The sequence below is a fragment of the Streptomyces sp. NBC_00287 genome, assembly GCF_036173105.1.
Lineage (GTDB): Bacteria > Actinomycetota > Actinomycetes > Streptomycetales > Streptomycetaceae > Streptomyces.
The window spans coordinates 1,183,786-1,204,111 of sequence record NZ_CP108053.1 but is presented as its reverse complement, the minus strand read 5'-3'; the positions used below and the strand labels follow the sequence as shown (position 1 = coordinate 1,204,111).

Annotated in this window: 18 protein-coding genes and 1 pseudogene; 14 read left to right on the top strand and 5 right to left on the bottom strand. The window is 67.7% G+C overall.

What is annotated here, in order from left to right:
- Window positions 1–15 precede the first annotated feature (15 nt).
- The 14 genes from OHT76_RS05735 (at window position 16) to OHT76_RS05670 (ending at window position 13,987) form a co-directional block, all read left to right on the top strand.
- Window positions 16–1,152: a helix-turn-helix domain-containing protein gene (locus OHT76_RS05735; protein WP_328869649.1), complete on the top strand. Its 1,137-nt coding sequence runs from the start codon at window positions 16–18 to the stop codon at window positions 1,150–1,152.
- Between the two features lie 210 nt (window positions 1,153–1,362).
- Window positions 1,363–2,520, top strand: coding sequence for a helix-turn-helix transcriptional regulator (locus tag OHT76_RS05730; RefSeq protein WP_328869648.1), 1,158 nt, complete (start codon window positions 1,363–1,365; stop codon window positions 2,518–2,520).
- Window positions 2,521–2,536: 16 nt separating this feature from the next.
- Window positions 2,537–3,259 (top strand): 5-formyltetrahydrofolate cyclo-ligase, encoded by a 723-nt coding sequence (locus tag OHT76_RS05725; RefSeq protein ID WP_328869647.1) that lies wholly within the window; start codon window positions 2,537–2,539, stop codon window positions 3,257–3,259.
- A 204-nt stretch (window positions 3,260–3,463) separates the two neighbouring features.
- On the top strand, window positions 3,464–4,027 hold the full coding sequence (locus OHT76_RS05720; RefSeq protein WP_328869646.1) for a hypothetical protein: 564 nt from the start codon (window positions 3,464–3,466) through the stop codon (window positions 4,025–4,027).
- Window positions 4,028–4,590: 563 nt separating this feature from the next.
- Window positions 4,591–5,064, top strand: coding sequence for a hypothetical protein (locus tag OHT76_RS05715; RefSeq protein WP_328869645.1), 474 nt, complete (start codon window positions 4,591–4,593; stop codon window positions 5,062–5,064).
- Window positions 5,065–5,273: 209 nt separating this feature from the next.
- A complete protein-coding gene (locus OHT76_RS05710; RefSeq protein WP_328869644.1) occupies window positions 5,274–5,795 on the top strand; it encodes an SAF domain-containing protein in 522 nt (173 codons plus the stop codon).
- Window positions 5,792–6,610 carry a hypothetical protein gene (locus OHT76_RS05705; protein ID WP_328869643.1) on the top strand — a complete coding sequence of 273 codons (819 nt, stop codon included), beginning with the start codon at window positions 5,792–5,794 and terminating at the stop codon, window positions 6,608–6,610. Before OHT76_RS05710 ends, OHT76_RS05705 begins: the two co-directional genes overlap by 4 nt.
- A gap of 113 nt (window positions 6,611–6,723) precedes the next feature.
- Window positions 6,724–8,052, top strand: coding sequence for a CpaF family protein (locus tag OHT76_RS05700; protein WP_328869642.1), 1,329 nt, complete (start codon window positions 6,724–6,726; stop codon window positions 8,050–8,052).
- Window positions 8,037–8,960: a type II secretion system F family protein gene (locus OHT76_RS05695; RefSeq protein WP_328876458.1), complete on the top strand. Its 924-nt coding sequence runs from the start codon at window positions 8,037–8,039 to the stop codon at window positions 8,958–8,960. Before OHT76_RS05700 ends, OHT76_RS05695 begins: the two co-directional genes overlap by 16 nt.
- Window positions 8,957–9,850 carry a type II secretion system F family protein gene (locus tag OHT76_RS05690; protein WP_328869641.1) on the top strand — a complete coding sequence of 298 codons (894 nt, stop codon included), beginning with the start codon at window positions 8,957–8,959 and terminating at the stop codon, window positions 9,848–9,850. The genes OHT76_RS05695 and OHT76_RS05690 overlap by 4 nt, the downstream gene beginning before the upstream one ends.
- Before the next feature lie 221 nt (window positions 9,851–10,071).
- On the top strand, window positions 10,072–10,470 hold the full coding sequence (locus tag OHT76_RS05685; RefSeq protein WP_328876457.1) for a TadE/TadG family type IV pilus assembly protein: 399 nt from the start codon (window positions 10,072–10,074) through the stop codon (window positions 10,468–10,470).
- Window positions 10,471–10,508: 38 nt separating this feature from the next.
- A complete protein-coding gene (locus OHT76_RS05680; RefSeq protein ID WP_328869640.1) occupies window positions 10,509–10,925 on the top strand; it encodes a TadE family protein in 417 nt (138 codons plus the stop codon).
- Window positions 10,922–11,374: a pilus assembly protein TadG-related protein gene (locus OHT76_RS05675; protein WP_328869639.1), complete on the top strand. Its 453-nt coding sequence runs from the start codon at window positions 10,922–10,924 to the stop codon at window positions 11,372–11,374. Before OHT76_RS05680 ends, OHT76_RS05675 begins: the two co-directional genes overlap by 4 nt.
- A gap of 12 nt (window positions 11,375–11,386) precedes the next feature.
- Window positions 11,387–13,987 carry a BTAD domain-containing putative transcriptional regulator gene (locus OHT76_RS05670; protein ID WP_328869638.1) on the top strand — a complete coding sequence of 867 codons (2,601 nt, stop codon included), beginning with the start codon at window positions 11,387–11,389 and terminating at the stop codon, window positions 13,985–13,987.
- Between the two features lie 81 nt (window positions 13,988–14,068).
- Here OHT76_RS05670 and OHT76_RS05665 read toward each other — a convergent pair whose 3' ends face one another.
- From OHT76_RS05665 to istA, 5 genes and pseudogenes are all read right to left on the bottom strand, one after another.
- Window positions 14,069–14,791 carry a hypothetical protein gene (locus tag OHT76_RS05665; protein ID WP_328869637.1) on the bottom strand — a complete coding sequence of 241 codons (723 nt, stop codon included), beginning with the start codon at window positions 14,789–14,791 and terminating at the stop codon, window positions 14,069–14,071.
- A 5-nt stretch (window positions 14,792–14,796) separates the two neighbouring features.
- Window positions 14,797–16,059, bottom strand: a complete 1,263-nt coding sequence (locus tag OHT76_RS05660) for a serine/threonine-protein kinase (protein WP_328869636.1) — start codon at window positions 16,057–16,059, stop codon at window positions 14,797–14,799.
- 494 nt (window positions 16,060–16,553) lie between these two features.
- Window positions 16,554–17,799: pseudogene (locus tag OHT76_RS05655) on the bottom strand (IS256 family transposase).
- A gap of 234 nt (window positions 17,800–18,033) precedes the next feature.
- A complete protein-coding gene (istB, locus tag OHT76_RS05650; RefSeq protein WP_328869635.1) occupies window positions 18,034–18,804 on the bottom strand; it encodes an IS21-like element helper ATPase IstB in 771 nt (256 codons plus the stop codon).
- Window positions 18,801–20,219, bottom strand: a complete 1,419-nt coding sequence (istA, locus tag OHT76_RS05645) for an IS21 family transposase (protein ID WP_328869634.1) — start codon at window positions 20,217–20,219, stop codon at window positions 18,801–18,803. Before istA ends, istB begins: the two co-directional genes overlap by 4 nt.
- Between the last annotated feature and the right edge of the window lie 107 nt (window positions 20,220–20,326).

Below are 20,326 nucleotides of genomic sequence, written 5' to 3'. Positions count from 1 at the left end.
GTGGTGGGAGGCTCGGTGACACGCCTCGCCCAGTGGCATTGGGCCACCCCGCAGGCCGAACTGCTCCTGTCCAGCCGGGACTTGGGCGGGATCCTGCGTTTCTACCGCCGAGTGCACGGCCTTAACCAGACCGGCCTCGGTGAACTCCTGGGATACGACAAGACCTACATCTCCGCCCTCGAACTCGGGAAACGGAGCCTGGAGGACATCAGCTCCCGGCGCCACCTCTGCGATCGACTGCAGCTGCCACCCCACGTGCTCGGCGTGACGGACGCGGCCGACACCGACCACCGGGCGATGCTTCAGTTCGGCGAATCCACGGTCCGGCTTGCCGAACTCGCCCGCCAGTCCGGCCACGCAGCTGAGGCAGTCTCCGAGCTCTGGCCGCTGGTCAGCCGTCTCGAAGCCCGAGTCGAGGACGGACACGCGGAACGAGACGTTCTCCATTTGCTGGCCCGAGCGCGCGTCGGGCTGGGTGTGGCGCTGGGCAACGTCCTGCCGGAGGAGAGGCTGAGCACCGCTGCCCATTGGACGGCGAAAGCCCTCGCCCTCGTCGACTACTTCGAAGACCCGGCCATGACGTCGTACGCCCTGCGCATGCACGGGAACGAGCTGCGCAAGGCCCGGCTCCGGGGCGCTGCTGTGCAACGGCTGTGCCGGGCCGCAGCATTGGCTCCGGACGTCGATGGACGTGCCGCCGCCCTGCCGCTGCTGGCGCGCGCGGCCGGCGCACTCGGCAACGGTGAGCTGTTCGACCGGGTGATGAGGGAAACGGAGGCTCTGATTTCGTCCGTGGAACACACCAGCTTGTTCAACCCGTTCTCGCTGTACGAGATTCGGTTGCGAGGCCTGGTGGCGACCGGCCGTACGAGCGCTGCCATACGGCTGGTGGAACACCGGCCCACGCCCACCACGACCGTGGCACCGCAATGGCACGTCATCCAGCTGGTCACCGTGGCGCACGTCCAGCTTCTCGCCGGTGATCGCAGCGGCGCGGCGGAGTCCCTGGACGTCGCTGTCCGGGAAGCGGTGATGCAGAACCTCCCGCACCAATTGCAGCGCATCATGCGGGCCACGCGGACGGAACTGCCCTCTGCGCATGAGGCCGCCACGCGGGCACTGGATCGCATCCGCGGAGAGATGGCTGCGTAGCCGCCCTCGTAGGGGAGGAGCACCAACGGATGCGTACTCAGTCATCGGTCGTGGCCCTTCATCAGGGAGGAATGCCGAACTCCACACAACCGGGCCAACTGCCGCCTTCCCAGAGCAGAATGGATGCATCAGTGATGCATCCCCGACGCAACAGAGGCCGTGACCAGAGGGCTTGGGAATCGAGAAGTAGGAAACCGGGGGTCAGGAGATATGGCACGCAGACGGTCGCGTCTCGCTGAGCGACGCCGAATCGTTGGCCTGACTCAGGAAGCCCTGGCCGAGCGCCTGGGCGTGGACCGCTCCACGGTCGTGCGCTGGGACGCGGGCACCGCGTCTCCGCAGCCGTGGATGCGCCCGCGGCTGGCCGCGGAACTGGACATCTCGGTTGACGAGTTGAACGAGCTGTTGTCGGACGTCCCTGACCCCTTGGGCACGCAGGGCCGAGAATCCGGGCACGAGCGGGCAGTGACCACTCTGACCACTGCGGCCGAGCTGCGCCACGAATTCGACGGCCTCGCCGCCAGGTACGACCACGACCCCTCGGCCAGCCTCCTGGCTGAAGGTGGCGAGCAGCTCAACACCATCACTTTCATGACCCGGCAGACTCGCCGAGGGCGAGCGGAGCGGGAGCTGCTGTCCTTGCAGGCTGACGCTTGCACTCTCATGGGCCAACTGGTCTGGGATGCCTCGCAGCGGCGCGACCACGCGACAGCACGCAACTACTACGACCGCAGCGCGACGATCGCCCGACGCCTGCGCGATCACACCTTGGAGGGTCATGCCCTCTTGAGGACGAGCTACGTCGCACTCTACGGCGCCCAAGATCCGCGAGGTGGCCTGGACCTGGCTCTGCGCGCCGCGGACACGGCGCGGTCGACGAGCCCAGCGGTGACAGGACTGGCGCTCCTGCACGCCGGCGAGGCGCACGCCATGCTGGGTGAGGCGAGCGACTGCGAGCAGGCACTGGCCGACGCCCAGCACCAGCTGGAACGGACCGATGCGATCGACGCCGCGGCGGACCTGGTCTCCTCAACGCAGTTCGGTCGGCTTGCCGGATCGTGCTACCTGTCCCTCGGCCAGCATCGGCGTGCCCAGCGGATCCTGGAGACGACAGCCGCAGAGCTCCAAGATCGCCGAAAGTCACGCGCAATCGTGCTCGGAAACCTTACGCTCGCCTACATCCGCCAGCGTGAGGTCGATGGCGCCGTGGTCGCCATAACCGAGGCGATCGCCGAACTGGAGCAGACCCGAGGTGGTGGAGGACTGAACGTTGTCTTCACAGCGGCCCGGGAACTACGGCCGTGGAGGCAGGAGACGATCGTCGCCGATGTCCATGACCGCTTGTTCGCGCTCATGGCCACGGCCTAGGTGAGGAGAGCCCCTCGTGGCCGCGACGCACGACAAGGCGAAGCAACGCGTACGGACTGAGGTATGGGATGCCCTCGACGCGGCCGGCGCAGTCCACAACGACACGGCGCACGGACGCATCCCCCACTTCAAGGGCGCCGAGGAAGCAGCGGACCGTCTCGCGGAACTGGATGCCTGGAAAAGCGCCAGGGTGATCAAGGCGGTTCCGGACAAGGCTCAGTTGCCGGTACGTGCACGCGCCCTAGCGGACGGCAAGGTCCTCTACATGGCGGTACCGAAGCTGGCCACGGCCAAGCCCTTCTACGTCCTCGATCCGACCGCCCTCGATGTTCCCCCGTACGAGGCGGCCACCAGCCGAGTTGCGTCGACCGTCGCCCCGACCGCCGACGTCGACGCACTGCGCCCCATCGACGTCGTGGTCCTCGGCAGCGTCGCGGTCAACCGCTCCGGCGCGCGCATCGGCAAAGGTGCGGGCTACTCCGACATCGAGTTCGCCCTGCTGAGTGAGGCCGGACTGGTCAACGCCGACACGCTTATCGTCACCACTGTCCATGAGCTCCAGGTGATTGACACGCCCATCCCGACGACAGAGCACGACGTCAACGTGGATGTGATCGTCACACCGGACGAGGTCATCACGTGCAGCTCGCCGTTCCGCCCGGCCGGCATCCTCTGGAACCACCTCGACGCGGCGAAAGTTGCCGCGATTCCGGCCCTTGAGGCGCGTAAGGGACGCTGAGCCCTTCCATCGAAGGTAAAGAGTGGGTCAAGTGGTCGCTCCTACCTAGATGTCGGACCACGTTCGCACCTTGCAATAGGAACGAATCCCCGCTGTAGACGTAAAGCCCGCCCATTCCCCGGGCGGCCTTGTCGACAGCTCTTGCGGGGTGATGAGTTCGTGACGTCCATAGGAGTAGGCGCTCGCACCAGATGGCGCGCAGTTGTGACCGGCTGGGGCGCTACAACCGCCCTGCTGCTCGCCAGTTGCAGCGCCTCCGGCACGACAGGTTCCGAGCCGGCCAGCGGCGATGCAACCTCCGGCAGGGCCGAGAGCGGGACGACCTCCGGCTTGCCGTCCTCTGTGCCGCTGGCGTACGCCGCCAAGGAGCAAGCCAAGGCGGCCTACGTCGCGATGTGGCAGGACATGGCTCAGGCAGGGCGAACCTCGGACTGGAGGTCACCGAAACTTGCTACGCACGCCACCGGTGACGCGCTGTCCGTGATGTCCCGCGTGCTGTATGCCGATCACCGCAATGGGTTGGTCAGCAAGGGAGGGCCGAAGAACCATCCAGAGGTCACGTTGGCCAGCCCGTCGGCACGGCCGAGCACCGTGATGATCTCGGACTGCGGGGACTCCACGGACTGGTTGCAGTACCGGAAGGACACCGGGGAGCTCGCGGACGACGAGCCAGGTGGCCGACGAGCCATCACGGCCGAGGTGAAGCGAATGGAAGACGGCACCTGGAAGGTGACGCGCTTCGCCGTCGAGAGGCTGGGATCATGCTGAGGCGATCCGCAGGTCTCGTCGGCCTGTCGCTGACTGTCGTATTAGCCGGAGCGGGTACGGCCGCCGCCGGCGACGGGTGGGGAGCAGCGGACTGCTCTCAGAACCCACTTCCCGGTTGCGAACTGTCCGCTGGGTCGGGCGGTCAGGGCGGCGCCCCGCGGCACGACGGGCGTGGGGCGCCGTCGGACAGGGGCGGGACGGGCGGGAGCGGGGGCGGAGGCGAAGGCCAGAAGGCGCCGACGTACCGGAACCCGGACCTGAATCGAGCGAACTGCTCCTATGAGCGCAGCGACTACACGCCCCCACCTACGCTTGTGCAGACCTCGTACAACGCCCCGCCGGGTGGAATGGCCCCGGCGCAGATGGCCGTATACCCCTCTGACACGTCCAGCCCTCCAGTGCCCGTGGCCGATCCGCAACCGGGGGAGTCCGGAGCCTGGTACGTGTACAAGTGCGCCGCCGGAGGCGTGCGTGACGCGCTGTATCGGCCGCCCGTGTGGATCCCCGATGCACCAGAGGCTGAAGCCGCCGCTCCGCAACCCAGTCCGGCCCAGTTGGCCCAAATGGCGCACGATCAGTTGAGGCTCCCGTCCCCGCAGATCGAGGCGAACCCGGAGGGCGACCAACTTGTCGGCCTGCCCACGTGGTTGTGGCTGGACGACGGTGCCTGGGGGCCGGTGTCGGCCGTCGCCTCGGTGCCCGGCGTCTCGGTAAGAGCCGTGGCTCGTCCCGCGAGAGTGGAGTGGGCGATGGGTGACGGCAGCACCGTGCGGTGTGACGGCCCCGGTACCCCGTACGGCTCGGCCGGTAAGTCGCGGACTCCTGGGGGCCCTCAGGGCGAGTCGCCGGACTGCGGCCATACCTACCGCACATCGTCCGCCGGGCAACGGAGCAGCGCGTTCCCGGTGTCGGCAACCGTGCACTGGGCGGTGACGTGGGCCGGTGCCGGCGAGAGCGGTGTCTTTCCCGGCCTGACGACGACGTCGTACGCCGCCTTTCGAGTGGCCGAGAGCCAGGCCCTGAATAACGAGGGTTGATTCCGACGCCGAGGAGGTAGTTGATGAGTTCCCGCGGGCCAGCCCATACGGCCCCTGATACCGCGGCTGGCACATATGAGGCCGGGCGTTGGACCCGACGCCGTGACGTTCCAACCCCTGGACGGCTGATCGCGGCCTCCCGGAACCGGAGCCTGCCGTACCTGCTGTTGGGCGTGCTCCTCGTCCTCGGATGCGCAGCCGGAGGCGTGGTGGCGGCCACGCACATCTCGGACCGAGAGAGCGTGCTCGTTCTGGCCGGGCCCGTGACCGTCGGACAGAAGCTGTCGGAGCAGGACCTGCACGACATCAGCGTTTCTGCCGACAGCAACCTCGCGGCGATTTCCGCCCGGTCAAGACCCGACGTGGTGGGACGGAGCGCCGCCTACACGCTGCCCGCCGGGACATTGCTGACGAAGGACGTGCTCGGCGCACCGAGGACTCCGCCGGTCGGCCAGGCCGTGGCCGCGGTGGCGCTGAAGGCCGGCCAATACCCGCATGAACTGCGCGCGGGCGCCTGGGTCACCGTGGTCGCCGCCTCGACTGATGCGGCGACCGGAGCGCGAAAGGCCGGATCGTCCGCCTGGCGCGCCACGGTGACGGACGTACATGCGAACGCCGGCGAACGACTTACGGAGGTCTCCCTCCAGATGGCGGAGGCCGACGCACGTGAGCTGGCCGCGAAGCCCTCCGACCGGATCAGCCTCGTCGTAGTCGAGGGGGGAGGGGAGTGACCCTGATCGCCCTCTACAGCTTGAAGGGATCCCCCGGCGTGACGACCGCCGCGCTGGGCCTGGCATCCGGATGGCCGGCCGAAGAGAGCCCCGTCGTCGTGGAATGCGATCCGGCTGGCGGCGACCTGCTCGCCCGCTACCGCCTGGACATGACGCCCGGCCTGGTGACCCTCGCCGCCGCGTCGCGCCACGAGACCCCGCCCGGACTGCTCTGGCAGCACACGCAACGGCTTCCTGGTGGTCTTCCTGTCGTCGTCGGACCAGCTGGTGCCGAGCAGGCATCTGCGGCGCTGGCACAGATCACCGGGGTTGGAGAGACGCCGCTGCGTCGTGTAGGTGATCGTCCGGGGTCGGTGGTGATTGCCGACTGCGGGCGCATCGCTCCCGGCTCCGCGGCGCTGGACGTTGTGAGGATCGCGGACCTGGCGCTGGTCCTCGTACGGGCACACGATGACGGCCTGTCCCATCTGGCCGTCAGCCTGGACCGGGTCCGGCGTTGGTCCCCTCGCTCCTCCTTCGTCCTGGTGGGTGATGGCTACCCCTCCAGAGAAGTCGTCCGGACGCTCGGCATCGAGGTCCTGGGTCGACTTCCGTACGACCGTGCGGGCGCTGCTGCCTTGTCCGGGCGGACCAAGCGGCGTACTGGGCCAGCCAAGTCACTGCTGGGACGGACCCTGACGGGGCTGGCGGACGCAGCAGCTTCTCGTGCCTCCGTGTCAGAGGAGAGGCCAGACGCCGCATATTCCGTAAAACCTCGTTCGTCCACCGCGGAACGGAATGTCGTTCGAACTCCATGGAAAGGGGCACCGCGATGACGGACCCGGGCGGACCTGCCTCGTACGGCGGTGTCATCTCCTCGGGCACACCGTCTGGACTGCAAGCAATAGGCAACGGCTCAACGGGCCCTGCGAGACTCGATGACGCCGACATGACGTTCGGCACGCCGGCGGAATGGCTGCGACGCAGGCTGAGGGAGGAGTTACCGAGGCGGCTCTCGGAGCAGATACGAGCCGACGAGGCCCAGGGCCTTCCCACGATGTCGGAAGCCGAGCGCCGCTCGCGTGTGGAGAAGCTCCTCGTGGACATCGCCGAGGAGCACACGCAGGTGATGCTCACGCACGGCCAGGAGGTCGTGCAACCGGAGGCCGAGCAACTCGTCATCGCCTCCGTGGTCAACGAGGTGCTCGGGCTGGGCGGCTTGGAGCCGCTCCTCAAAAACCCCGAGATCGAGAACATCAACATCAACGGCATCCGGGTCTTCGTCCGATACGCCGACGGTCGACGTGACCGCCTGCCCCCAGTTGTTGACTCCGACGCCGAACTGATCGACCTCATCCGAGGGTTGGCGGCGCGCTCGGGAGTGGAGGAGCGCCGCTTCGACCGCGGCAGCCCGGGCGTCAGCTTCCAACTTCCAGGCGGTGAACGCGTCTTCGCCGTCATGGCGGTGACCCCACGTCCCTCGGTCTCGATCCGTCGGCACCGCTTCCAACGCGTGACCCTCGCCGAGCTACGCCAGGCCGGCACGATCGACCGGGGCCTGGAGTCGTTCCTCGGAGCGGTGGTCCGGGCGCGCAAGAACGTCCTGGTCACCGGTGGCACCGGGATCGGCAAGACGACGATGCTCCGCGCGCTGGCAGCGGAGGTCCCACCGTGGGAGCGTCTGATCACTATCGAGGATGTCCTCGAACTCGGCCTCGATGCCGATCCCAAGGCGCATCCGGATGTCGTGTCGATGCAGGCCCGCGAGTCGAATATCGAGGGACAGGGGGCTGTGAGCCAGACAGAACTCGTGCGCTGGGCGCTGCGCATGTCGCCGGACCGGGTGATCGTCGGAGAGGTGCGCGGGTCGGAGGTGATCCCGATGTGCAACGCGATGAGCCAGGGCAACGACGGCTCCATGGGCACCCTCCACTCCTCCACCAGCCGTGGAGCCTTCACGAAACTGGCCGCATACGCCGTTCAAGGGCCCGAGCACCTGCCCCTCGAGGCAACGAACTTGCTCGTCGCGTCCGCACTGGACTTCGTCGTCCACCTGGACAGGCCGCGGGACGATCACAGCCAACGGGTGGTGTCCTCAATTCGTGAGGTCGTCGACGCCGACGACAGGCAGATCGTCTCCAATGAGGTGTTCCACCCAGCCTCGGATCTACGTGCCGTACCCGGTGTCCCCCTGCGTGTGGAGACGCTTGAGGACCTCGTCGCCGCAGGATTCGACCCCGCCATGCTGCATGCCGACCATTGGTGGCGAAGCGCATGACTGGATACATCGCCTTACTGGGTCTTCTCGGCGTCGGCTTCGGTACCGGGATCGTGGTGCTGATCCGTTCGATCCGAAAAGCCTCCGACTCAACGGCAACTTCGAGGCAGATTCGGGTGCCGCGGCTTCTCCAGCTCCACGATCAATGGGGGCGATGGCTGGTCTGGTCGGGGCTCGCGGGGTTCGTGACGGCGTTGATCACAGGCTGGACCGTCGCTGGCCTGTTGGCGGCGGGAGCGGCGTGGACTCTTCCACGGGCCTTCGGCGGAAGTGCCGCCAATCGCCAGGAGACTGAGCGCGTCGAAGGCATAGCCGGCTGGACGGAGATGCTCCGCGACACACTGGCCGCCGCTGCCGGTCTCGAACAGGCCATCATGGCAACCGCGCACACCGCGCCCAAGGCGGTGCGTCGGCAAGTCCAGACCCTTGCGGTGAGGCTCGCCGGTGGCCAACGGCTCGCCAGGGCGTTACGGCGCCTCGCGGACGAGCTGGCCGACCCGGCGGCCGACTTGGTGATCGCCGCCTTGATCCTCGCCTCAGAACACCAGGCCCGCCAACTCTCCATCGTCCTTGGTGAGTTGGCATCGGCAGCGCGAGCCCAGGTCGAGATGCGGCAGCGTGTCGAAGCGAGCCGGGCTCGTGCTCGTACGACGATGCGCGTGGTCGTGAGCACCACGCTGCTGTTCGCCGGCGGCCTGGTCCTCTTCAACCCGGTGTTCTTGACCCCGTACGACACCCCGGCCGGACAGTTGGTCCTGTTGCTGATTGGTGCCCTCTTCGCCGTCGCCTTCGCATGGCTCCACCGGCTGGCCCGGATCGAGCAACCGGAACGCTTCCTCACGGCTCTGGAGACGATCGGGGATGTGCCAGGCACAGTCAACGGCGCACCCAGGGAGGTGGCCCCGTGAACGTCATCGCACTCCTGTCCGTCGGCATCGGTTTGGGGCTGTGGGCACTGATGGTGGGGTTGGTTCCTCCAAGGGCGCCCTTGTCGGCCTTGATCTCCCGCCTCAGCGCGACCCCGGCTTCCTCGCCCCTTCTGATCGCTGAGCAAGGCGGCTGGGCCGTACGCATCGGTAGACCCTTCACGGGCGTGCTGCGGGCGCTGGGCGTCCCCACCGTCCGCGTTCGCCAGGACTTGGCCGTTGTCGGCCGCTCGCTCGAGACCCACCTGGCGGAGAAGGCGGCGCTCGCCGCGACGGGACTGCTCCTGCCCGGTGGCATGGCGCTCGTTCTCAGCCTGGGCGGCCGCGCCCTGCCGTGGGTGGTTCCGCTGGGTGCTTCTCTGGCTCTGGCAGTAGTCGGCTTCGTCCTACCGGACGTGACTGCCCGGGCCGAGGCCGAGCGGCGGCGAGCATCCTTCCGTCACGCTCTCAGCGCATACCTGAACCTGGTCCACATCCTGCTCGCAGGGGGTGCCGGCCTGGAAGGCGCCTTGGCCGATGCCGCCGAGGTCGGTCAGGGGTGGTCCTTCCAGCAGCTGCGCCGAGCCTTGAACACCGCCCGGCTAACCCGTACTTCGCCCTGGTCGACGCTCGGACAGCTCGGCGAGGAGCTCCATGTCGGCGAGCTGACGGAGCTGGCGGCAGCCCTCGCGCTCGCCGGCACCGAGGGAGCGAAAGTACGGGCGTCACTGGCTGCGAAGGCGGCAGCGCTGCGCAGCCGCGACGCCGCCGAGGCCGAGGGCCTGGCGAATGCGGCAACCGAACGCATGGCCCTGCCAGGGATGTTGATGGCCTTCGGTTTCGTGATCTTCGTCTTCTATCCGGCACTCATACAGATCAACGCCTCGCTATGACTTTCAATCCGTCCCTGGAGGGAACCGACCATGTCTCCGACCCGGGCTTACCGTTGTCTACAGACGCGACTGTTCACCGTGGTTCGGGCGGCCGCCCGCGACGACCGAGGCGTGACCACGGAGCAGGTCATCTGGACCGGCTTCCTCGCGGCGCTCGCGCTCACCGTGACCGGCCTCTTCGGCCCGCAGATCCTGGATGCCGCGCGCAGCATCACCCTCAAATAGGACGGACCTGCCCTTCGGACAAGGGCGCAGGCACGGTCGAAATGGTTATCGTCCTGCCGCTCGTGCTGACCCTGGTCCTGATGCTGGCCCAAGCCGCCCTGTACCTGCACGCCGCTCACATCGCTCAGGCGACCGCGGCGCACGCCCTGGCCGCGACCCGGGTGGAAGGCGGAACGGCGCCTGAGGGCCGATCGGAGGCGGATCGGGTCCTGACCCAGCTCGGACGAGGTCCGCTACGCAACGCGCGTGTCGCTGCCCATCGGAACGCCGAACAGGCCGAAGTCAGCGTCCACGGGACCGTCAGCGGCATCCTGCCGTTCCTGGAGCTACCAGTGCGAGCCCGCTCGGCCGGACCGGTGGAAGAGTTCAAGGCCGCCCAGGAGCCAGCGCCATGAGACTCGGGCCCCTGGAACGCTTACGCGACGAAGGGTCGGTGACCGCCGAACTGGTGGTGATCGCTCCGGTGTTGATCGTCATGCTGTGGTTTCTGGTCGTTTGCGGACGTACGGCAGACTCCCGGCTGCGCATCGCGGACGTCGCGCACCAGGCGGCGAGAGCAGCGAGCCAGCAGCGCGACATGGTGAGCGCAGGTGCTGGTGCTCGGGCGGCGGCAACTGAGGCGCTCGGGAATGCTGGCGTCTCTTGCCAGGCCCTGGATGTGGACGTTCAGGGCAGCGTTCGACCCGGTGGAACGGTGACGGTAGCCATAGCCTGTCACGTCGACCTCAGCGATCTCGCGCTCCTTCAGATACCCGGCTTTGTCACGCTCACGGGCGACTTCGCCTCGCCAGTGGACGTGTACCGCGGCACGTCGACCAGGACAGCCATCCAAGGAGGCGAGGATCTGTGAACTGGCTCCGCCTTTGTGTATCTGACCAACGTCGTACAGCCGAGCGGGACGATGGCCAGGTCACCGTGTTCGTCGTCGTCATCGCGGTGGCCGTCCTGATGTTCGCCGGTCTCGTCCTGGACGGCGGTATGGCCCTCGCCGCGCGGGTTCGAGCTATCGGAGAGGCGGAGGAAGCCGCCCGGCGCGGTGCCCAGGCCATCGACGTGGAGGCGTATCGGGCGGACGGAACCCTGCGCCTGGCTCCCGGCCAGGCGAGGACGCTCGCCCAGGGCTACCTCGCCACCACCGGGGACTCGGGCATCGTCACCGTTGCCGAGGACGCGGTCTCCGTGACCGTCACAGCCCACCACGAGACCCAACTCCTCGATCTGTTCGGCATACAAACGCTGACGGTCACCGGCGTCGGCTCCGCCCACCCCGTTCTCGGCATCACCTCCCCCGAACCCTGACGTGATCCGGCCATGCCCGCACGCCACCGTTCTCGTCCCACTCGGCCGACGCGGATCGGCACTGGTCTGCTGCTCCGTTGGCTCGGCATCCTGCGTGGACTGCTCGCCGCCGCGACGTTGACGACGCTGGTCTGCGGTACGCCCTGGGCCCTGATCCACTACGTGGGCTGGCCGCTCCCACGGAGTTGGCCGAGCTGGTCGAAGGCGGAGGTGGTCCTGCTAGCCCCGATGACCACCGGGTTCATGCTCCGCATGGTGGCCTGTGCGCTGTGGCCGGTCTGGGCAGCCTTTGTTGTCGGTGTCTCGGGTGCCGTGTGGGACGAGATCCGCGCGTTGCCGCGACCCGTGACGCCGAGACCCGGTCCGCTCGGGACCCTGGCGGCTGCACTAGTCGGAACGATCGTTGTGGCTCTTCTCGCTCAGCGGAGCGAGGTGCTGCACGAGGCAAAGCCCGCTGTGGCGATGTCAGACGGCCCCTTCGAAATGCAGGACACCATCGAAGTCGATCCACCCCGCGACGGGATCCACGACAACCTCTGGCGAATCGCTGAACGTTCCCTCGGCGAAGGCAACCGATGGCCCGAGCTCTACGCCCTCAACCGCGGAGTACGCCAGCCCGACGGAGACGCCCTGGCCGACCCCGACCTGATCCGCCCTGGCTGGATTCTGCGCCTGCCGAGCCACAGCTCCTCCCCACCGGAAACTGGACCGCCGAGCCATCGTGAGCCGAGGACTCCGGCTCCGCATCCGTCGTACAGCTGGGACCAAGCCACGCCGAGTCCCAGACCGGACAGCAGCGCACCGACCACTCGACCCAGCGCGACTGAGAGCGCTCCGTCTCAACCCTCCGACGAGTCCGATAGGGGACCGGGAATCACTCTGCCCAGCGGGGCATTCGTCGGGATCGGCCTTGCCAGCGTGATCACGGCGGCTCTGGTCGTGGCCCACCGACGGCGGCGGGCGCGCTATCGCCCCGGAAGCGGGGTACGCGATGACCTCGACTTGGCACCCGTGATACGTGCCTTACGCCTCGCAAATGAGAACGCGACCGGCACCGACGAGCTCGACCAGCCTGCTTCAGCCGGCCCAGAGCAGGGTGGCCATGTCATCGGGGTCAGGGAAGGACGGGCACTCGCCTGGGACCTCGCACGTGCCCGGGGAGTCGGCTTCGTTGGGCCCGGAGGCCTCGACGCCGTGCGAGCACTGTTGATCAGCCACCTGGCTGGACCGCACGGTCCGGCTGAGGGTTCCCCAGAGGTCCTGATCCCGGCATCGGAAGCTCTCGCACTGCTTGGCAGGAGTGTTGAATCCTCCGCCCGGTTACGCGTCGTGGAGGACGTCGACGTCGCGTTGGACCACATGGAAGCGCAGCTCTTGACGCGTACTCGAACTCAGGACAGCACGCATCGGGTGTCGAGTGCTGCCAGTCCGCAGTCTGCTGATCTGATACTGGTAGCCACCCCAAGCCCGCACATCGAAGCACGGCTGCGAGCAATCCTGGACAGCGGTTCGTCCTGCGGCCTGGTCGGCATCCTGGTCGGGCATTGGAGGCCTGGCACCTCGCTCCGTGTCGGAACGGACGGCACCGTACTGGGAACCAGCACTCGCGAGGCGAACGCCCTAGTCGGAGCAAGGCTGTTCACGCTGCCGGCCGATGACGCCCGAACCCTGATCGACTTTCTCCTCGACGTCGAGACGGCATCGCCTGCCACGGACCACGACCCGGACGCGGGTGGCCTGCCTGCAGAGCCGACTCCATCCGGTCAGAAGCCCGCCTCAGCACCTTCCGAACGGGGGTCCCCGGAACGCTCAGTCGCGCTGCAGCGCGGTGGCCATGACGAAGTTGCTTCCCGTCTCAAGCCGTTGAACCTCACTGTCCTTGGGCCCGTTCGCCTTGCTCACCATCAACGAGACGGACATCAGCACGCGGACCTGAGCGCCGCCTTGACGCCGAAGCAGCGCGAGATCCTCGCCTTTCTCGCCCTGCACGCCGATGGCGTTCGACGCGAAGGCCTTGCCGCAGCCATCTGGCCTCATGCTCCACAGGACCGCCCGTACAACAGCTTCCACGCCACGCTGAGTCAACTACGGCGGGCCTTGCGTACGGCGACGCACGACACAGTCAGTGACGTAACGGCCCACTGGGACGGCCGCTATGCGCTGGACGCCGCCCAGGTCGACGTCGACTTGTGGCACCTCATGGACACTCTGGAGGCGAGCCGTCGGAGCCCCGCAGGGCAGGAGTACCGCAGGTTCGTCGAGCGGATACTCGATCTCTATTCGGGCGACTTCGCCAGCGATCTCACCGCGGAATGGGCTGAGGCACCGCGAGAAGCCCTCCGGCGGGATGTTCTGGACTCTGTCAGCTCCTTGGTGCGCATGCTGCGTGAGGAGCCGGAGCAGGCGCTGGCGGTGCTGGAGCGCGTACGGCCGCTGGATCCCTACAACGAGGCCATCTATCGAGACATCGGCCGGTTCCAGGCACACTTGGGCCAGTACGACGCCGTCCGGCGCACCTTCCACCTGCTGAAGACCAGGCTTGTGGAGATCGACGAGCAGCCAAGTGCGGAGACGACGTCGCTGTTCATGTCTCTTCAACGCCTGTCATCTTGAGCGGGTTCTCAGTCTCCGAAGTGGTCGCTGGCTCCGCTCCCGGCATCCCGCCGACTTGTCCTGCTAGACATTGCAGGAGTGTCATGGCCGATGTTCCGTGGGCAGGCAGTCACCGGAGGTGAAGAGCTGGGGCCATGCGCTGTTTCCCTGGTAGGCGGCGATGGCCCAGTGGGTGTAGTTCCAGTTCTTGTTGGTGTTGTACTCGGCCAGCAGCTTGGGGCAGGCAGTTTTGGTAACGACGTCCTGGAAGTGGGATTGCTGGGCGCGTCCGGCGAGGGCGCCCGAGCCGTCCCAGGCCCACACATACATCGTCCTTTCGACGGGGTCGAAGCCGAGGGTGATGGCATCGTCGCGGTCGAAGGGTTCCAGGCCGTGTCCCTCGGCGACGCGTGTGTTCCAGGCGGCTGTGATCGCCTTTACCGTGCCGGTGGCGATGCGGATCTCGTTCTTGTCGCTGCTGGGCATCTCGGCGGTGGCGATGCCTTCGTCCGTGCCCTGGCGTCGTCCGGCTTCCTCGGTGTAGCAGCCTTCGGTGGCTTTACCGAAGCCGAGGATGGTGGCCTCGTCCTGGCCGTCGTGGTCCTTCCAGTAGACGGAGAACCGGCCGTACGGCCAGCTGGTCGGCGCGCTTTTGAGCCGGTGGGCCAGGGTGATGCAAGCGGCCATCTCGCCGGCCCGGCGGAAGACCTCCTTGTAATCATCGGTCAGGGTGGAGATGGGACCGCCGGTCACCACCACGGTCTGCGCCTGCCGGTTGAACGTCACCGAGGGCGTCATGAAGGACATGTCTTTTGTGGCGAGCATGGCCGTCAGCTGATCGCGGATGGCAGCTGCGGCGTCCTGCTCGCCGTGCCGTCGGCGTCCCGGCTGGCGCTCCACTCGCCTGGGACGGGCTGAGTCTCGTCGTCCGAGCGGGTGAAGGCTGGATCGGCCACGCCTGCCAGCGGGTCGGCGGGGACGGGTATCGCGCGCGGGTCGGATGCTGCCTGGCTGGTCTCGTCTGTGCCGGGTGGCGCGGAGGGCCTTCGACCGGCTGCGGTGGCGGAGTCACGAGTTCCTGCGGCCGCCGCCGCGGTGGCGGTCTCGGAATCGCCTGGCGCACGACGCCCGTCAGGGCGGAAAGCCATCGCTCCGCCCACACTTGCACCGACAACGGCTGCCGCGATAAGGACGGTTACAACGGCCCGGCGCCGGGATCTGCGAAGGGTGGGAGCAGGCTGGGGCCAGGAGGGGTCTTCCGGGGCGGGCATGGACCACTGCGCCGTGACCAACGCTCCGATCAGCGTCGGGTCGCTGCCCGTTTCTGCCGCTGTGCGGTCGTTGAGTACCTGAGTGGACTCGGTGGCCAGCAGCCTTGCGCAGGCATCGGCCGCCTCGGCGGCGTCCGGCCGCTCGGCGGGTTCCTTGGCGAGGGCCTGTTCCAGGACCTCCTTCAGTGCCTCGGGTATGCCCTCCAGGTCTGGCTGGCCCGAGGTGACGCGGTAGGCCACTGCTTCGGGAGCACCGCCCCCGAAGGGGAGGCGGCCGGTTGCCGCATAGGCAACGAGCGCGCCCCAGGCGAACAGGTCGCCCTCCGTCGCGGTGACGCCGCTGTGGTAGTGCTCGGGGCTGATCCAGCCCGGGGTGCCAGTCAGTACGCCGGTGCGGGTGACGCTGGTGCCGTCGGCGGCGTGAGCGATGCCGAAGTCCAGCACGCGGGGGCCGGCCGGGGTCAGCAGCACGTTCTGCGGTTTGACGTCCCGGTGCACCACGCCCGCGGCATGGATCGCCGCGAGGGCCTGCGCGGTACCGGTAGCGAAGGCGTACAGGGTGCCGCCGGTCAGCGGGCCATAGGCGGCCAGGTGCTGGGCCAGGGTGGGCCCCGGCGCATAGGCGGTCGCCAGCCAGGGTGCGTCGGCATCGGGGTCCGCCGCCACGAGGGGCAGCAGGAACGCGCCCTGCACCCGGGCCGAGAGCCGAACCTCACGGCGGAACCGGGCCCGGAACTCCGGGTCGCCAGCCTGAACGGGATGGATCACCTTCACCGCCACCCGTTCCCCGGCGTCGGTCAGCGCGGCGTACACGGTTCCCATGCCGCCCGCACCGAGTCGGCCGACCACATGGTAGGGGCCGACACGGGAAGGATCACCGGGGTGAGCGGGCTGGATCCGCCCGCCGGAACCAGCAGCGCTCACAGATTGTCCGATCGATCAGTACAGGGAGGAACGTGAGGCTGGATGCTATCTGTCCAACGTCTCAGCCAGTAGAGGCCAACCAGTCGCCGCAACGGATGGATGGCACCGGCAGTGAAGCAGCCGCATGCGGTGGCCTCTGCCCGGAAACCCGAGGCCGGTCGCTGACCGCTCGTAGCCGTCGCTGGCATGGGTTGGCCGAGGATGCATCGCTCGGCGGCAAGCTTCGCTGCCTGTCCTGTCACTCAGCCTGTAAGCAAGCACGTTGACCCCGAGGGCCGCGTCACGAAGCCGACGTCAGCGGAGCCGGATCACGCTGGTTATCCAGCGATGTCGCTCACATTCCTCCCGGACGGAGACGTGATCATGCGGTCATGTCCCGCTGGGTGGTGTAGTCACGGCAGCTGTTTCGATTCCGGTTGTGGGGTGATCTGCGGTTCGGGCGGGGTCGGTTGGGTGGTGAAGAGCTCGGCCATGGAGGCTTCGGAAAGATAGCGGCGGGTCGAAGACCTGCCATTCGTCGTGGAGTTCGGCCAGGACCGCGGCGGCGAGCCGGTCCAGGGCGGCGGGGTTGGGGAAGACCTGGACGACGTCGGCTCGTCGTTTGATCTCCCGGTTCAGCCGTTCCAGCGGGTTGGTCGACCAGATCTTCTTCCAGTGCGCCGACGGGAAGTCCGCGAACGCCGTGATGTCTGTTGCGGCATCCAACAACATCTTCTTGACCTGCGGAAACTGCCGTCCGAGCATGTCGGCGACCACGTCCAGCTGGGTGCGGACGGCCGAGGCGGTGGTCTGCGCGAAGATGGTGCGGATGGTGGCCGCGACCATCTCTCCCGAGCCCTTTTCGATCACTGCGAAGACGTCCCGGACGAAGTGGACGCGACAGCGTTGCCAGGCCGCACCGAGGAAGACGGTGCGGATCGCGGCCACCAGGCCGCTGTGGCTGTCGGAGATGACCAGCTGGACGTTCTCCAGGCCGCGGGCCCGCAGCGAGCGCAGGAACTTCGTCCAGAACGGCTTCGATTCGCTGTCGCCGACCATCACACCGAGGATCTCGCGGTGCCCGGTGGCGGAGATCCCGGTGGCGATGACCACGGCCTGCGAAGCGATCCGGTGATTCACCCTGGCCTTGCAGTACGTCGCGTCCAGGAAGACGTAGGGGAAGACGGTGTGATCCAGCGGCCGTTCCTTGAACGCGGTCAGTTCCTCATCCAGCTCGCCGCAGATCCGGGAGACCTCGGACTTGGAGATCCCGCTGTCCGCACCGAGTCCTTTGACCAGGTCGTCGACCGAGCGGGTCGAGACCCCGTGCACGTATGCCTCCATCACCACGGCGAACAACGCCCGGTCGATGCGCCGGCGCCGCTCCAGCAGCGACGGGAAGAACGACCCGGTCCGCACCTTGGGAATCTTCAGGTCGAGGTCGCCGACCTGCGTGGTCAGCAGGCGGTCGCGGTGCCCGTTGCGCCAGGCCGTGCGCTTGTCGGTGTGCTCGTGTGGGGCGGCGCCGATCACGTCGGTGGCCTCGGCCTCGATGAGCTCCTGCAGGATGCGCTCGCACACCACCCTGATTGCTTCAACTCCATCGGCCCGACGTAGTGACTCCAGCAGCCGCATCAGCTCAGACTGGGACAAGGCCATCGCGTGCTCCTCCGGTTGAACTGCCCGTTCACCAGGGAGACTTGCGCGATGGCCTGCCCTTGTTCAGGGAGCATGCACGGTCAGCGGATGCACGCCCCGAGCAGACACCCGCGCGTTCCGGGACCGGGCCCGGCTACACCACTTCATGGGACGCCATCATCATGCGCAACGGCATTAGATGTCCCCGTACTCGTCTGAGTGCACCATCAAGTACAGAGTTATGTGCACCACTGCTCAGGCCACGTCGGTGTCCCGCTCGATAGCTTGAAGGCGGTTCTTCAGCCGGTAGCTGTTGCCGTTGATGGAGACGACTTCGCAGTGGTGCAGGAGGCGGTCGAGGATGGCGGTGGCGAGGACCTCGTCGCCGAAGACCTGGCCCCATTCGCTGAAGGTCTTGTTCGAGGTCAGGATGACCGAGCCCTTCTCGTAACGCTTGGAGATCACCTGGAAGACCAGGTTCGCCTCGGCGCGTTCGAGGGGTTGGTAGCCGACCTCATCGACCACGAGGACGCTGGGCCGCAGGTAGGTGCCGAGCTTGTTGACCAGCCGTCCGGCGGCCTCGGCGGTCTTGAGGTTGCGGACCATGTCGTCGAGGGTCGTGAAGTAGATCGAGTAGCCGGCCCGGCAGGCCGCGACCGCCAGGGCGACGGCGATATGCGTCTTGCCGACCCCGGGCGGCCCCAGCAGAGCCGCGTTGGCCTTGGCCTCGACGAACGAGAGGGTGGCGAGGTCCTTGACCTTGCGCGGGTCGAGGTCGGGCTGGAAGGAGAAGTCGTACTCATCCAGCGTCTTGTGGTGCGGGAGCTTCGAGGTCCGCAGTCCGCTGCGGAACCGGCGGTCCTCACGGACGGCGAGTTCCTCGGAGAGGACCAGGTCGAGGAAGTCGAGGTAGCCCATCTTCGCCTCGTCGGCCCGGCGGGTGAACTCGTTGATGGTCTCCGCGAGATGAGGCAGGCCGAGCTTGCCGGCCGTGGTGCGGATGCGGTTGCCGGTCAGCTGGCTCAAGAGGGTTTCCTCGTCGCTTGGTTGGTGGTGAAGGGGCGGGTGCCGGTCAGTTCGTCATAGACGGACAGCGGGCGGCGGCCGACCTCGACACTGGCGGCAGCGGCCCTGTTCAACAGGGCTTGCAGCGGACCGGCCTCGGGCCCCAGAGGCTGGTCACGGCGGGGCGGGGGCAAGACATCGCCGGTGGTGACGCGGCGTCCGGCTCCGGTGGGCAAGCCGTCCCAGTGCCTCTCGTCCACGACCCGGGCGCCGCGGCCGACCGCCCTCGGATGGGCAGCCAGCAGAGTTTCCCCGTCGGCGCCCGGGACAGTGGAGTGCAGTGTGACCTGCGACCTGGTCGCCCGGATCTCGACCAGCTGGCGTGGGCGGACCTTGCGGGCGGGCACGGAGTAGAGGTTCGCGTCGAAGGCGACCAGGCAGTCCTTTCCGACGTGCCGCAGATGCCGCTGGGCGACCGCATACGGAGTCGGCGGCAGTGGCCGCAGGGCCACGTGATCCCGCACTGCCCGGTGGCCGATGATCTCGCCGTGGGTGCCGTGCACCTTCGCCCGCCGCAGCGGCACCCAGGCCGCGAAGGCGGCATTCATCTCGTCGATCGAGGAGAAAGCCCGTCCGGACAGCACATGGTCGCGGACGATCAACACCTGGCGCTCGACCCGTCCCTTGCCCTGGGGCCGGTAGGCGGCCAGGACGTCGATGTCGAAGTCGTAGTGCCCGGAGAACGCGACGGCTTCCGGGTGCAGCGGGACCGCCTCGCCCGGCGCGACGTGCCGGCGCACGACGGTTTTGGTGCGGTCGTAGACGATCGTCATCGGCACCCCGCCGAAGTGTGCGAACGCGGCCCGGTGGCAGTCGAAGAAACTCGCCAGGTCCTGGCTGGTGGTGAAGCAGCAGAACGGATCGCGTGAGTAGGACAGCGTCATGTGGAACGAGTAGACCTTCGGGATCCCGACGTGGGCGAGGATCTTGCCTTCGTCGCCCCAGTCGACCTGGGCCTGGGCGCCTGGGATCACCTCGAACCGTCGGTGCAGGCCCGCCAGTTCGCCCGGGCTGATGCCGAGTTCCTCGGCGATGCGGGGCCGGGCCTCCTGGAGATAGATCTTGACCCGCTGGTAGTTGATGGTGACCCCGTACTCCGAGGCCAGGCGCTCGTGGATCACGGATGCCTTCAGAAGGATCTCCGAGTTGAGCATCGCGTCGATGAGCGGGGCGACCTCATCGACTGCCCGCCGATGCTGCCGTCCCTCGGCCGTCCGTTTCGGCGGCGCGACGGGAGCCTCGCCCGACAAGTACTTCGTGACCGTGCGGCGGTTCAGTCCGGTCTCCTTGGCGATCTCCCGCAGGCTCATCGCGCCGGACTCGTACAGACCGCGGAACCGCCTCAACTCCAGCCAGCGATGCGGGTCCAAGACCACCTCAGCCGCCCCTCTGCCACCCCGAAACCGACGACAGAAGACTCGCGGCACCCACCCGTCACCGCATCAACTTTGGTGCACTCTCATCCGTACGAGGTGGTGCACGT

Bases quoted from the DNA above. Each gene is read 5' to 3' on its own strand.
- OHT76_RS05730 (WP_328869648.1), top strand. From the start codon at position 1,363: ATGGCACGCAGACGGTCGCGTCTCGCTGAGCGACGCCGAATCGTTGGC.
- OHT76_RS05715 (WP_328869645.1), top strand. From the start codon at position 4,591: ATGGCGCACGATCAGTTGAGGCTCCCGTCCCCGCAGATCGAGGCGAAC.
- OHT76_RS05700 (WP_328869642.1), top strand. From the start codon at position 6,724: ATGACGTTCGGCACGCCGGCGGAATGGCTGCGACGCAGGCTGAGGGAG.
- OHT76_RS05670 (WP_328869638.1), top strand. From the start codon at position 11,387: ATGCCCGCACGCCACCGTTCTCGTCCCACTCGGCCGACGCGGATCGGC.
- OHT76_RS05665 (WP_328869637.1), bottom strand. From the start codon at position 14,791: ATGCTCGCCACAAAAGACATGTCCTTCATGACGCCCTCGGTGACGTTC.
- OHT76_RS05660 (WP_328869636.1), bottom strand. From the start codon at position 16,059: ATGGGAACCGTGTACGCCGCGCTGACCGACGCCGGGGAACGGGTGGCG.